The organism is Microbulbifer sp. YPW16 (assembly GCF_021290385.1).
Lineage (GTDB): Bacteria > Pseudomonadota > Gammaproteobacteria > Pseudomonadales > Cellvibrionaceae > Microbulbifer > Microbulbifer zhoushanensis.
Genome location: NZ_CP089928.1, coordinates 2,206,767 through 2,219,803 on the forward strand (window position 1 = coordinate 2,206,767; position 13,037 = coordinate 2,219,803).

General features: G+C 57.4%; 8 protein-coding genes and 1 tRNA gene. 6 read left to right on the top strand and 3 right to left on the bottom strand.

Annotated elements, in window-relative coordinates; genetic code table 11:
- Positions 1–116: 116 nt before the first annotated feature.
- The gene (gene hisB, locus LVE68_RS09365; protein WP_232939970.1) at positions 117–704 is read right to left on the bottom strand and encodes an imidazoleglycerol-phosphate dehydratase HisB; all 588 of its coding nucleotides are present in this window, start codon (positions 702–704) and stop codon (positions 117–119) included.
- A gap of 109 nt (positions 705–813) precedes the next feature.
- Between hisB and LVE68_RS09370 the strand changes: the two genes are divergently transcribed.
- The 6 genes from LVE68_RS09370 to LVE68_RS09395 all read left to right on the top strand — a co-directional run bounded on the left by LVE68_RS09370 (position 814) and on the right by LVE68_RS09395 (position 8,214).
- A complete protein-coding gene (locus tag LVE68_RS09370; RefSeq protein ID WP_232939971.1) occupies positions 814–1,143 on the top strand; it encodes a hypothetical protein in 330 nt (109 codons plus the stop codon).
- Between the two features lie 223 nt (positions 1,144–1,366).
- Positions 1,367–3,511: a TonB-dependent receptor gene (locus tag LVE68_RS09375; RefSeq protein ID WP_232939972.1), complete on the top strand. Its 2,145-nt coding sequence runs from the start codon at positions 1,367–1,369 to the stop codon at positions 3,509–3,511.
- A gap of 185 nt (positions 3,512–3,696) precedes the next feature.
- Entirely contained in the window at positions 3,697–5,742 is a 2,046-nt protein-coding gene (locus LVE68_RS09380) for an AsmA family protein (RefSeq protein WP_232939973.1), read from the top strand.
- A 682-nt stretch (positions 5,743–6,424) separates the two neighbouring features.
- Positions 6,425–7,534 (top strand): A/G-specific adenine glycosylase, encoded by a 1,110-nt coding sequence (mutY, locus tag LVE68_RS09385; protein ID WP_232939974.1) that lies wholly within the window; start codon positions 6,425–6,427, stop codon positions 7,532–7,534.
- 142 nt (positions 7,535–7,676) lie between these two features.
- Positions 7,677–7,952 carry an oxidative damage protection protein gene (locus LVE68_RS09390; RefSeq protein ID WP_232939975.1) on the top strand — a complete coding sequence of 92 codons (276 nt, stop codon included), beginning with the start codon at positions 7,677–7,679 and terminating at the stop codon, positions 7,950–7,952.
- 186 nt (positions 7,953–8,138) lie between these two features.
- Positions 8,139–8,214: transfer RNA gene (locus tag LVE68_RS09395), tRNA-Phe, on the top strand.
- Positions 8,215–8,714: 500 nt separating this feature from the next.
- Here LVE68_RS09395 and LVE68_RS09400 read toward each other — a convergent pair.
- Together LVE68_RS09400 and LVE68_RS09405 are read right to left on the bottom strand one after the other, a co-directional pair.
- Entirely contained in the window at positions 8,715–10,622 is a 1,908-nt protein-coding gene (locus LVE68_RS09400) for a DNA phosphorothioation-associated putative methyltransferase (RefSeq protein WP_232939976.1), read from the bottom strand.
- Positions 10,623–10,628: 6 nt separating this feature from the next.
- On the bottom strand, positions 10,629–13,031 hold the full coding sequence (locus LVE68_RS09405; protein WP_232939977.1) for a protein kinase domain-containing protein: 2,403 nt from the start codon (positions 13,029–13,031) through the stop codon (positions 10,629–10,631).
- Between the last annotated feature and the right edge of the window lie 6 nt (positions 13,032–13,037).

Consider the following 13,037-nt stretch of genomic DNA (forward strand, 5'->3'; position numbering starts at 1 on the left):
GCAGCAGCGCGAGGGCCGGGAAAGCAAAGGGGCAGATTACGCCGATGCCGGTGACCCGGATCAGCGCTGCCCGTACCTGCGCCCGCCGGCGCGGTGAATCCTCGAGCGGGCGGCCGTTACAGCACACCCTTGGTGGACGGCATGGTACCCGCCATGCGCGGGTCCTCTGCCAGCGCCATGCGCAGGGCGCGGCCGAAGGCCTTGAACACCGTCTCCACCTGGTGGTGGGCGTTGTGGCCGCGCAGGCAGTCGATATGCAGGGTCACCAGCGCGTGGTTCACGAAGCCCTGGAAGAACTCGTAGAACAGCTCGGTATCGAAGTTGCCGATGCGCTTCTGGGTAAACGGCACATTCATCACCAGGCCCGGGCGACCGGAGAAGTCGACCACCACCCGTGAGAGCGCCTCGTCCAGGGGCACATAGGCGTGGCCGTAGCGGGTCATGCCCTTCTTGTCGCCGATCGCCTCGGCGATGGCCTTGCCCAGGGTGATGCCGATGTCCTCCACCGTGTGGTGGTCGTCGATATGGACGTCGCCGTCGCAGGTGATATCCAGGTCGATCATGCCGTGGCGGGCAATCTGGTCGAGCATATGCTCGAGGAAGGGCACCCCGGTATCGAACTTGCCGTTGCCCTGGCCATCCAGGTCCAGGCTGACCTTGATCTTGGTTTCCAGGGTGTCGCGATTGACGCTGGCCTTGCGCATAAGCGTTACGGTCCTTATATGATGCGTTGCAGTGCCTGTATAGAGCACTTCAGGAACAGAGGCGCGAATTATAGAGAAGAACGCCGCCGCTGTGGCCGGATAGTGTCAGATGAAACTTGATTCATGCGGTGTGGTGGATATGATACCAGCCATGAACACCCGCTCACGCCATAAGTCCAACCTGTGGACCGCCCTGTTGCTGCTGATGGCCCTGCTGTCAGCACAGCCGGTATTGGCCGAGCATATCCACTTCGTGGACCCGTCGCATGAGCTGTGCGATGTGTGCTTCCACCAGATGTCCGCCGCGGCGGGCAGTGAATACCGGGCCATTATGCCGGCCCCGGTCACCCACTACCTGCGCCAGAGCGCCCCGGTCCCCGGCGACAGCCAGCCCGAGCGCCAGACCGCCCGCGCACCCCCAGCCTCCCTGTCCCACTAAAACCGATCGATCCGGCGGCCCGACCGTCGCACAACTGTGCGCGTGGCCTGCCACCCGGACCACAGAATTACCGTTTCGGCGCAGTGTCGCCGTAAGCCTGTGACTCCGGGAAGGAACCGCGGCGCCCGCGCGCGCCGCACAATCGAACAGGAATTCCGGCGATGCGCGCCCGCGCCCCAAGTGGCAGCCCGCGTGCACGCCCATGAGACAGGTATAACAACTGATGTATAAGTCCAACAAACTGGCGCTGGCCGTAGCCGGCGCGCTGACCGTATCCGCCACTTTCGCCCAGGCCCAGCAGCAGGGCCAGGCCAGCTCCGCACTGGAAGAGGTGAACGTCACCGTCTCCCCGCTGGACAAGCCTGCCGACGCCGTGGCCGCCCCGGTGTCGGTGCTGGCCGGCGACGAGCTGCGCGACAGGGCCGCCGCCACCCTGGGCGACACCCTCAAAGACGAACTGGGCGTGGCCAACGCCTCCTTCGGCGGCGGCGTGGGCCTGCCGGTGATCCGCGGCCAGTCCGCCAACCGGGTGAAGGTCCTGAACGACAACCTGGACGTGGCCGACGCCTCCAACACCAGCTCCGACCACGCCAGCAGCGTGGAGGCCCTGCTGGCGAAGCGCATCGAGATCCTGCGCGGCCCGGCCGCCCTGCGCTACGGCAGCGGCGCCATCGGCGGCGTGGTGAACGTGATCGACGGCCGCATTCCCACCGAGGTACCGGAGCAGCTGGAGGGCGCCCTGGAAATGCGCCACGACACCGGCAACGAACAGGATGCCGGCGTCTTCCGCCTGGGCGGCGGTGCGGGCCAGCTGGCCTGGTACCTGGACGGCACCTACCGCGAGAACGGCGACACCCAGATCCCCGGCCTGGCCATCCGCCACCACGAGGAAGAACACGGCGCGCACGAAGAGGAAGCCCTCGCCGGCGAACCGCACGCCGAAGAGGAGGAGTTCAACACCGATGGCTTTGTCGGCAACACCAGCGGCCGCGGCCACAGCTACAGCGGCGGTGCCTCGTGGATTACCGACAGCGGCTTTATCGGCCTGTCGGTGAACCAGACCGGCAAGAACTACGGCATCCCCTTCGGCACCCATGCGCATGAGGAGGAAGTGCACGCGGGCGAGACCGCCGAGGAGCACGCAGCCCACGCCGGTGAGGAAGAGGGCCCGGAGGCGGTGCGTATCGCCATGGAGCAGACCCGCTACGACCTGAAAGGCGAGCACCGCTTCGACGACGACTACTGGGACAAGCTCAGCGTGCGCCTGGGCCACAACGACTATGAGCACGTGGAGCTGGAAGAGGCCGAACCTGGCACCCGCTTTACCAACGACGCCTGGGAAAGCCGCATCGAGCTGACCCACGACGACGGTGGCGCCTGGCGCGGCGCCTACGGCCTGCAGCTGTCCGACAAGGACTTCTCCGCCATCGGCGACGAGGCCTTTATCCAGCCCTCCAACACCCGCAGCGCCGGCGCCTTTGTGATGAAGGAGCGCAGCTGGGCCGACTGGCACCTGGACCTGGGCGGCCGCCTGGAGCGGGTGGAAGTGAGCCCGGAAACCGGCAGCGACCGCGACTTCAGCCTGGTCAGCGCCAGCGGTGCCATCCAGTACTTCCTGGCGGAGCACCAGCACGTGAGCCTGGGCCTCACCAGCGCCGAGCGCGCGCCGGTGGCCGAGGAGCTGTACGCCAACGGCGCCCACCTGGCGGAATCCCGCTTTATCCTCGGCAACGCCGACCTGGATACCGAGAACTCCATCAACTGGGAGCTGGGCTACCACCACCACAACGAGGAGGCCCGCGGCTGGCACGCCGCGCGGGTGGAGGCCAACCTGTTCTACAACCAGGTGAGCGACTACATCTACGCCCAGAACACCGGCCTGGAAGACCTGGAGAGCGAGTTCCCCATCTACGCCTACGCCAACCGCGACGCCACCTTCTACGGCGCCGAGGCCTCGGTGAAATTCCCGCTGGCGGGCGGCCACTTCCTCACCCTGTTCGGCGACAGCGTGCGTGCGCAGTTCGATGACACCCTGGTCCCCGGTGAAAGCCGCGACGTGCCGCGCATGCCGCCGCTGCGCACCGGCCTGGCCCTGGGCGGCGACTACAGCCAGTGGAACTGGGAATGGCGCACCACCCACGCCTTTGACCAGGACCGCCCGGGCGCCTTCGAGGAAGAGACCGACGGCTACACCCGCATGGACCTGACCGCGCGCTACAACATCAACGTGGGCGGCAGCGATGCGGTGCTGTTCGCCAGCGCCCGCAACCTGCTGGACGAGGAGATCCGCAACTCCACCTCACTGCTGCGCGACTTCGCCCCCGAGGCGGGCCGCAGCCTGGAAGCTGGCGTTAGGTTTATTTTCTAAGCGATCACGCTTTTTCCCCTCATTTCCCCACCTTTGCGGTTCCGTCATATGCGGCGGAACCGTTTTTTCCTACAATTGCCCAACCGTATGAAGAAGTACGCGCAGCGGCGACGGTGCGGCGCCCGTGCGTGGCGCCTCCCGCAGCCCGCTGCCAGCCACAGAAAATAACAGGGATCACCCACTCCATGGCCTGGATCAAGAACACACTGATATTCCTGCTGATCGTCCTCCTGCTGCTGGCCGGCGCCGCCGCCTGGCTGCTGGGGGGCATCGACATCAATCGCTACAAACCGCAGCTGGAGCAGATGGCCGCCAAGCAGGGCGTGGCCCTGCAGCTGGACGGCGATATCGGCTGGCAGATCTGGCCCAGCCTGGCGCTGGAGCTGGAAGGCGTGCAGCTGGCGCCGCTGCCGGTGCCGGACCAGCCGCTGGTAAAGGCCGACCGCATCGCCGTGGGCGTGGCGGTCATGCCGCTGCTGAAAAAGCGCATCGAGGCACAGGAAATCGTCCTGCTGGGCCCGCAGATCGACCTGCGCGTGGACGAGTCCGGCAAGGGCAACTGGGAGCTGCTGACCGAGGCCATGGAGGCCAAGCGCGAGGCCGAGGCCGAGGAACCGCCGCAGCTGGAAGTGGAGCCCGAGAAAGAGCCCGGCGCCCAGGACCTGAAGCTGGCGCTGGAGAAGCTGCGCATCGAGGACGGCGTGATCCGCTATGCCGATGCCAAGGCCAAGACCGAATACACCGTGGAGAAACTCAGCGTCTCTGCCGACAACCTGGTGCCCGGCGGCGATGCCGGCCAGGTGCAGGCCACTGCCGAAGTCAGCGGCAGCGCGCTGAAACAGCCGGTAACCCTGGATATCGACAGCACCCTGGCAGTGGACGAGGGCCTCAACGGCCTGCGCCTGCAGCCGTTTGAATTCCGTGCCAAGAGCGGCGAGGCGGCGGCCAGGCTCTACCTGCGCGGCCACGTGCGCCGCAGCGCCGACGACCAGCCCTGGCAGCTGCAGTTCACCATGAACGCCGAGGCCAACCCGCTGCGGCCGTGGCTGGAAGTCACCGGCACCGAGCTGGTGACCCAGAGCGGCTCCGCGCTGCAGAAGTTCAGCATGGAAACCAACGTCGAGGGCACCGAGAAAGAGATCAAGCTGACCCCGCTGCAGCTGCAGCTGGACGAGACCGTGTTCTCCGGCAGCGGCCAGCTGCGCAACGCCGAGATCCCCGGCATCGACCTGACCCTGCGCGGCGGCGCCCTGGTACTGGACGACTACCTGCCGCCGCCCTCGCCGCAGGAAGAGGAGCAACCCGAGCAGGAAGCCCCGCCGGCAGAACCTGTTGAGCTGCCGCTCACCGCCATGCGCGGCTTCACCGCCAATATCGAGCTGGCCCTGGAGCGCCTCAACGCACTGGAGCTGCAGCTGGACGCCCCGCTGCTGCGCCTGAACATCGACAACGGCCTGTACCAGCTGCAGGAGCTGAGCGCCGATATCTACGACGGCGAGTTCAGCACCAACGGCCAGTTCAACGCCCGTGGCCAGACCGCCACCGGCCAGGTCACCGGCGGCCTGGTGGGCGTGGAGATCTCCAAGGTGCAGCAGGTGCTGTTCCCCAGCGACCGGGTGCAGGTCTCCGGCAAGTCCACCATCAACTGGGCCGCCCAGACCAAGGGCAAGACCGACCAGGACCTGCAGAAAAACCTGCGCGCCGCGGTACAGGTATCCAGCCAGCAGCTGGCCCTGGCACCGTTCAACCTGGAGAAGGGCATGTGCCAGCTGGTGAGCTTCGTCGAGAAGACCCCGCTGTCACAACAGGAATGGCCCGCCCAGACCCGCCTGCAGGACCTGCGGGTGAACATCAAGGTTGAGGGCGACCAGGTGAAGGTGCAGGAAATCCTCGCCGGGGTGGAGAACATCGCGCTCACCGGTGACGGTGAAGTGGACCTGGAAAAGGCCGACTTCGACTTCGCCCTGGGCCTGTCCCTGGTGGGCCAGCGCACCTCCGCCAGCGGCTGCAGCGTGCAGAACGACCGCTGGCGCAACCGCCCGCTGCCCCTGCGCTGCAAGGACAGCTTCGCCGACGCCGGCATCGGCAGCTGTAAACCCGACAGCCGCCGCACCGACGACCTGCTGCGCGACGAACTGAAGTACAAGGCCGAGAAAAAGTACGGCGACAAGGTCAAAGAAAAAGTCGACGACCTGAAAGACAAATTCAAAGGCCTCTTCGACCGCAACTGATCCCCTCAGCCCAGCCCACAAAAAGGCCCCCACCCGGGGGCCTTTTTCTTTCCCCGTTCGTATCCCCCGTAGGGGCGCACCTCGTGTGCGCCCTGCTCACCGCAGACACAAGGGCGGATACAAGATCCGCCCCCCAGGAAACCTTACACACCCCTGTAGGAGCGGCCCATGGCCGCGACCCAACCCAACCACTGCACCACTCCCGTAGGGGCGCACCTTGTGTGCGCCCAACCACCCGCAGGCACAAGCCCGAATACAAGATCCGCCCCCCAGGAAACCTTACACACCCCTGTAGGAGCGGCCCATGGCCGCGACCCAACCCAATCGATGCACCACACCCGTAGGGGCGCACCTTGTGTGCGCCCAACCACCCGCAGGCACAAGCCCGAATACAAGATCCGCCCCCAGGAAACCTTACACACCCCGTAGGAGCGGCCCATGGCCGCGACCCAACCCAACCAATGCACCACACCCGTAGGGGCGCACCTTGTGTGCGCCCAACCACCCGCAGGCACAAGCCCGAATACAAGATCCGCCCCCCAGGAAACCTTACACACCCCGTAGGAGCGGCCGCTGGCCGCGACCCACCACAGACACAACCCCCAACCTCTGCCCCAAGCCAACCCCCCACCACCTCTGATAAACTCCCCAAACCCGCAGCAACCCCACACCACCACCCGCGATGTCCCCAACCCAATTCCACCAGGCCGTCCTCAAATGGTTCGACCAACACGGCCGCAAGGACCTCCCCTGGCAGCAGGACATCAACCCCTACCGGGTGTGGGTATCGGAAATCATGCTGCAGCAGACTCAGGTCACCGCCGTCATCCCCTACTTCCAGCGCTTCATGGCCAGCTTCCCCACCCTGGCAGACCTGGCCAGCGCCTCCCAGGACCGGGTCCTGGCCCACTGGAGCGGCCTGGGCTACTACGCCCGCGCCCGCAACCTGCACAAGTGCGCGCAGACGGTGATGGAAGAACACGGCGGGGAATTCCCCCGGGACGTGGAGGCACTGGCCAGCCTGCCCGGCATCGGCCGCTCCACCGCCGGCGCCATCGCCAGCATCAGCATGGGCATCAACGCCCCCATCCTGGACGGCAACGTGAAACGGGTACTGGCCCGCTTCCACGCCGTGGACGGCTGGCCCGGCCAGACCAGCGTGGCCAACGAACTCTGGGCCCTGGCCGAGGCCTACACCCCGGCAAAGCGCTGTAACGACTACACCCAGGCCATGATGGACCTGGGCGCCACCGTCTGTACCCGCAGCAAACCCAAATGCGACACCTGCCCCCTGGCCAGCGACTGCATCGCCCGCGCCCAGGGCAACCCGCAGGACTACCCGGGCAAGAAACCCAAGAAAGAGAAACCGGTGCGCCTCACCACCATGCTGCTGATCGAGCACGACGGCGACCTCTACCTGCAACAGCGCCCGCCCAGCGGCATCTGGGGCGGCCTGTGGGTACCGCCGCAGCTGGAGGGCGACGACGGCGGGGAGGCCAGCGCCCAGGAATGGCTGGCCGCGCGGGATATCCAGGCCGGCCAGGTACAGCCGCTGCCCCCCATGCGCCACACCTTCACCCACTTCCACCTGGACATCAGCCCGGTATGGATCCAGCTGGCCAGCCGGAGTCAGCTGGAGGCCGGCCGGGTGACAGAGCCCGGCGGCGACTGGTATAAACTGCGCCAGCTCAACCGCCCCAGGGCGGCACAGGACCTGGGCCTGCCGGCCCCGATCGCCAAACTGGCCAAACAACTGGACGCCTTCCGCGCCCCCTTGTTAGAGCCTATGTAACGCGCCACAACGCCGTAGGAGCGGCCCATGGCCGCGATCAAACCAGATCGAGGCACTGACCCGTAAGAGCGGCCGCTGGCTGCGATAACCGACGGACGCCACGGCCACGGCAAAACCAAACAACCCAACCCCGGAGACCAACATGTCCAGAACCGTATTCTGTCGCAAATACCAACAGGAACTCGAAGGCCTGGACGCGCCCCCCATGCCCGGCCCCAAAGGCCAGGACATCTTCGAGAACGTCTCCAAAAAGGCCTGGCAGGAATGGCTGGCCCACCAGACCATGCTCATCAACGAAAAGCGCCTCAACATGATGGAACCCTCCACCCGCGCCTACCTGGCGGAGCAGATGCAGAAGTTCCTGAGCGGCGAAAGCTACGACGCCGCCGAAGGCTACGTCCCACCGGAAGAGCAGTAAGCGAACTAGCGGAGAGCAGCTAGACTGGAAAGCGGGCGCCCAGACCCACTTACCGCCCCCCAGGCGGCCAAATAGTGAGCACTCGCTAACCGGAAAAACTATTGTGCAATCAAGGGGTTGACTCTCTCATCCAGAGCGGGTTTAATACGCGCCTCGCGACGCAGGGGAAGCCCCGCAAACAGCGAAGCCCGGATAGCTCAGTCGGTAGAGCAGGGGATTGAAAATCCCCGTGTCGGTGGTTCGATTCCGCCTCCGGGCACCATAAAACAAAGCCCCGTCCTCACGGACGGGGCTTTTTTTATGCTTGGTGTCTGGTGGCGGATGAGAACCACCGCGGTTCGACAAATTGCGAAAGCAATTTGAAACGAGCGCAACGCGCGAAGCCCGAAGGGTCGGAATAGCCCCTAGGCTATTCCGATTATTCCGCCTAACCACCGCTCTCTATGCCGCAAACAACCCCCTGCGGAGCACTTTTAGGGCCGGATGACAAAACGCCGGGAGCGTTTTGGTCTGCCGAAGGCACCCGAAGGGTCAAATGCATGGATACATTTGAGACAGTACCACCGATGTGGTTCGACAAATTGCGAAAGCAATTTGAAACGAGCGCGATAGCGCGAAGCCCGCCAGGGACGTTACAGCCCTTAGACTCTTACGATTCTTCGGCCTTCGGAGGCCGGATGAGAGCCACCGCTTGGGACACCGAAGTCAAAATCATCTTGAATTGCCTTGGCTACTAAGAGAACTCTCCAAATTTAGAAAACGTCACTCAGCAATTCCTATTGATTTAAATAACTTCTCGTTAATGAAATCAGATTTATTATTGAGGGGAGGAGGTGAGTACTTCCCAACATAGTCAAAATAGTCAACCTCCTGATCACGCAATCTAATTTTAATTCGCTCAACCAGTTTTGGAGTGTGCGCCGACCATTCTTTATAGCCCATTAAACTTACTTTGCCGGACGTAAAGTGAGCTTTTATTAATTGAATATCATCAAGATCACCATAAAGTTGTGTGGCGCAGCCAATGTAAATACGCAGCAATACGGGAGCCTCACCTAATAGGCCTTTATGAAAGGTGTAGCTATGGCCGTCTTCTAAATGGCCGCAATTAAATCGCTGGTATGCCTCTAGACATGCCGCCTCAACAACATCGGTGTTGCCGACAGAAAATAAAAGCTCTCTAGCTTCATCGACTGCAGCCACGGATGAGCCAAAGAACGCCTTAATATCGCGCTTTAAGCTTATCGGCATTTTTGATTGTGGCCTTCTCTTCTCAAACAGTCCGAGAGCAAAATATACAAGTAGGTCTTCTTTACGCTTTTGACGCGCTTCATTAAATAATTTAGCACCAAAATATTCAATGAGAGCCTGGTGAGCCTTGGAATGAGATCCTGCTATTATTCTAATTTGTCTCGAAAATTCAAATTCGTCACTTGCTGGAATCCTACCTAACTCAAGGCTTGCTTCCCAGTAGTCGGCAAAAAGCTCGATATTCTTCTCAATAACATCTTTTTGTACACGGGTTTTACGGAGCTCAATTTCTCGCTGCGTTTTCTGTTTCCAGGAACGACGAACATATTGCCGCTCAGCGAGAAACAAATGTTCTTCGATTTTGTCTTTAAATACCAGCAATATCCCCTGACCCACAGGGATGGCATTTTCTTCCAGTGTCGTTTCAACATAAAGCTTAAATTCGCCCTGAGAGTAATACTTTTGGAAAGTATTCCGGGAAGTGACAACGCCGTCTTTATATTGTCTAAATTGACTGGTCACACTGTCCCCGGCAATCATTACCGACACAATCAGAATCTTTTCAGCGTACTCATATGCTCTTCTTAGCGTTTCATCTCTTTCATCTCGATCTTCAATGACGTTTAATACAAAGCCAAGATTCACGACGGCACTGCTGATTAACTGCCCTTCAGGGTTATGGACTGGGTCCCATCCAGAGCAATCAATTCCATGAGCCTCAAGCTCTCTTAAATCGTCACCTTTTCCGCAACCATAATCGAGAATGCTATATTCACCATCGAGATAGTTATGCCTCGCTAAAATTTGCATTGGTTGAGAGAGCTGATTACGATCTATTGCTGTCAGATGTCGATCGATTTTTCCTCCGCACTCCGAGCTCTCTAGCGAGTATCGTTTTTCAGATAAGCGGACAAGTCGCCCATCACTATTCAGGGCATAGCCCTTTTTCTTAATAAGTCGTTCCCAGTTTTGCTTGAACCCGATATTCCTAGCGTTTTCATAAAGGCCTACCGACTCACCTTCTCGTGTAATTTCTTCAAAAACCTTAATAAGAGAATGTGTCTCAGCTACAAAAGCTTCCTTCCGATGCAGAATAGGTGGGTTATCGGATTTGGAGTAGTCGGCCTTTCTTACTGTCAGCCTCTCAAGGTCGATGGTATAGCTTTGATGTAAAGAGGGATAACTGTCACACTCAAATCCTGGGTAGTTTAAAAGAGTAACTTTGAAATCTCGTTTGTTGAATTTTATGACATTCCAGATATCATCTGGAATTTTAAGAGCTCTTGCAATCTTAATTACGACTGAGTGTAATTCGTCGGGCAACGTGCTAAAGGCAGATACATGCACATACACTGCATCAGGAAGCTGTTTTCCCACTTCAATCTGGTGTACTAGATCTCTAAATGTAGGAAAATCCATGATAATTCACTTACCGAATGCTGGTTGACTGTCTTCCCATGCTTGAAGAAAACTATTGGTGAGCCTGATTTTAGCTCCATGCTCTTCAACTACATTTGAGGACTTAAGAGCGCTGATTGCAGAGCTTACGGATTTCTTATTTGGCTTGTTACCAACGATATCGTTTGCCTTAAGAGTGTTGCGAACAATAACTTGTCTAGACCTTGGTTGCATATCGGCTAACATACACTTTAAAACTTTAAGCATGTAGCCCTTATTTATATTCCACTGAATCAAAATTCGCTCGGGAATCTCGAGTTCAAGCCGATCAGATATACCAAACCAAGAGCAATAATCCTGAATTCCATCCCAGTTGACATCGCCTCTTAATACCTGATCAAATTTAGATCTAACAACTGCAGGAAAGCTTGAGCTTGTTTTCATGAGCTGAGGCGTGCAATCAACACTCGGTATATCATCATTTTCAACAAAAGGATGTTGTTTTGATAAAGCCTCAGCAAATGTGACCACTAGAGAATAAATATCGGAAAAATATGTCCACCCTGATGCTTTAACTGTAGGATCTTTATATCTAGTTGTCCCTATTAACCTACTGTCGAGCATAGATATGTTAAAATCGATAATACTAGCATTGCCGTGGCTGATAATGATGTTTTCTGGCTTAATATCCTTGTGAATTCTTCCAAGACGATGTAGGTATTGAAGCGCACTCAATATTTGCCGGAAGTAGTTAAGGAGTTCCCCACTAGAAGAAAATTCAGTCTGATCTAAAGTATCACCTTCAAGGTATTCACAAGTTAAAAAGTATTGATCACTGTTATGTATTACATCAAGATCAAATATTCTTACAATGTGTGGGTGGTATAGAACTCTAAGCACCTCAAACTCTTTTCTTGCCAGCTGATCAGCGCCATCAAATGTATCTACGACCTTTAAGCAACAAATATACTCACCAAGTAGATGTTTAGCCCTCCAAATTGAAGAAGTACCTCCCCTTCCGATACAATCAATTAATTCATATTTATCGTTGATTTTGGCACCCGGCCGAAATCGGAACTCTTCGATTTCACTGGATTCATTTGCTTCACTACCAAAGCACTCAATAAAGTCTTCGAGTTGTGGTCTAACAGACTCATCAATATTACAGGCACCCGAAAGCCATTCAAATGCTTCTGCAATTGATGGATCCAGGTGTGATTTTTCCAGGCAATACCTTTCACTCACGAAATCAAGCGTCGAAGCCGAAGCGGGGGGATTACTGGAAATTCTGGGCAAGAAAATATGTGCAAACTGGTAACTCAGAGAACCTGTAGTGTAGACGCCGCTTTCAATATACTCAGGTGGAAGCCAAGGATTTTCTAGCTGGCCGGCAGTAACGAGAGTTTTGGCTTGTCTTGACCGAGCATACCCGACGTCCAGTAACTGAACCTTTCCATCATCAGATAAAAAGATGTTCTCTAAGGAAAGTGCGCGATGATGAATGCCTTTTTTGGACATTTCAATAAGCGCTGAAGCGACATCTAACATCACCCTTCTTTTATCAAAGTGATCCAATTCCGACAAAGAGTGCCCAACAATATTCTGGTGCACTAAGGCAATAGACTCTCCGTCATCGTGATAAGACAATGCCGCAGGGACCGCCGGTAAGTCAGCTAATTCACTTAGCAGATAGAACTCCTTTTTAAGTCGAGCACGTAATTCCGCTATTTTAGATGAGCTCTTTCCAGATATATCGACAAACTTCATCCAGTACTGAAAATTAAAAGTATGACCTTCTGGCTCTACCACCCATAGTTCCATGTCATCATCAATCGAGAGCAGCTTTTTCTTTGTGTAGTTGCCGACTTTCTGCTCTTGTTCTCTTAGTAGCTTGAAATCACAGATAGCACTTAAAGCGATTTCCTTTTGCGATTCTTGCAATTTGTGCTTGTGAAAAGCTGTTACATAATTAGGGGAGGTTAATGCTTGAATAATATTACTTTTATGATAGACAGGCAGACTATTCTCACCTTTGACTAAAGCAATTTCTCCACCCAATCCGCCCGTAATAAATGCAACACCTTGGCACCAAGGTGCATGTTGATTCTGCCTAAGCTTTAAACGACACCTCGATGCTAAGGTTCGCGCGTTTTGATGTAATTTTGGCAGTGGATTTTCAACGCTCCTGCTACCATGAAGCCATACGTCTTTGCCAGCACTTAGCCTACCTTGGTAGCCTTTTACATCAACTATATATATAGCCCAGTCTCCAACAATGATTGCATCGCACTCAAATGGCTGTCCGTGATCCGAATAGACGTCAACGTTTGCGACGATGATATAGTGCTCTGGGAGTTCTTTTTTTAGGAAATCAAAGGCCCACTTTTCAGCATCGTTAGCCGGCTTCCCAACTTGCAGTAGCTTCGCCATGTATTT

Coding starts and splice junctions, on each gene's coding strand:
- LVE68_RS09390 (WP_232939975.1), top strand. CDS start 7,677: ATGTCCAGAACCGTATTCTGTCGCAAATACCAACAGGAACTCGAAGGC.
- mutY (WP_232939974.1), top strand. CDS start 6,425: ATGTCCCCAACCCAATTCCACCAGGCCGTCCTCAAATGGTTCGACCAA.
- LVE68_RS09380 (WP_232939973.1), top strand. CDS start 3,697: ATGGCCTGGATCAAGAACACACTGATATTCCTGCTGATCGTCCTCCTG.
- hisB (WP_232939970.1), bottom strand. CDS start 704: ATGCGCAAGGCCAGCGTCAATCGCGACACCCTGGAAACCAAGATCAAG.
- LVE68_RS09370 (WP_232939971.1), top strand. CDS start 814: ATGAAACTTGATTCATGCGGTGTGGTGGATATGATACCAGCCATGAAC.
- LVE68_RS09400 (WP_232939976.1), bottom strand. CDS start 10,622: ATGGATTTTCCTACATTTAGAGATCTAGTACACCAGATTGAAGTGGGA.
- LVE68_RS09375 (WP_232939972.1), top strand. CDS start 1,367: ATGTATAAGTCCAACAAACTGGCGCTGGCCGTAGCCGGCGCGCTGACC.
- LVE68_RS09405 (WP_232939977.1), bottom strand. CDS start 13,031: ATGGCGAAGCTACTGCAAGTTGGGAAGCCGGCTAACGATGCTGAAAAG.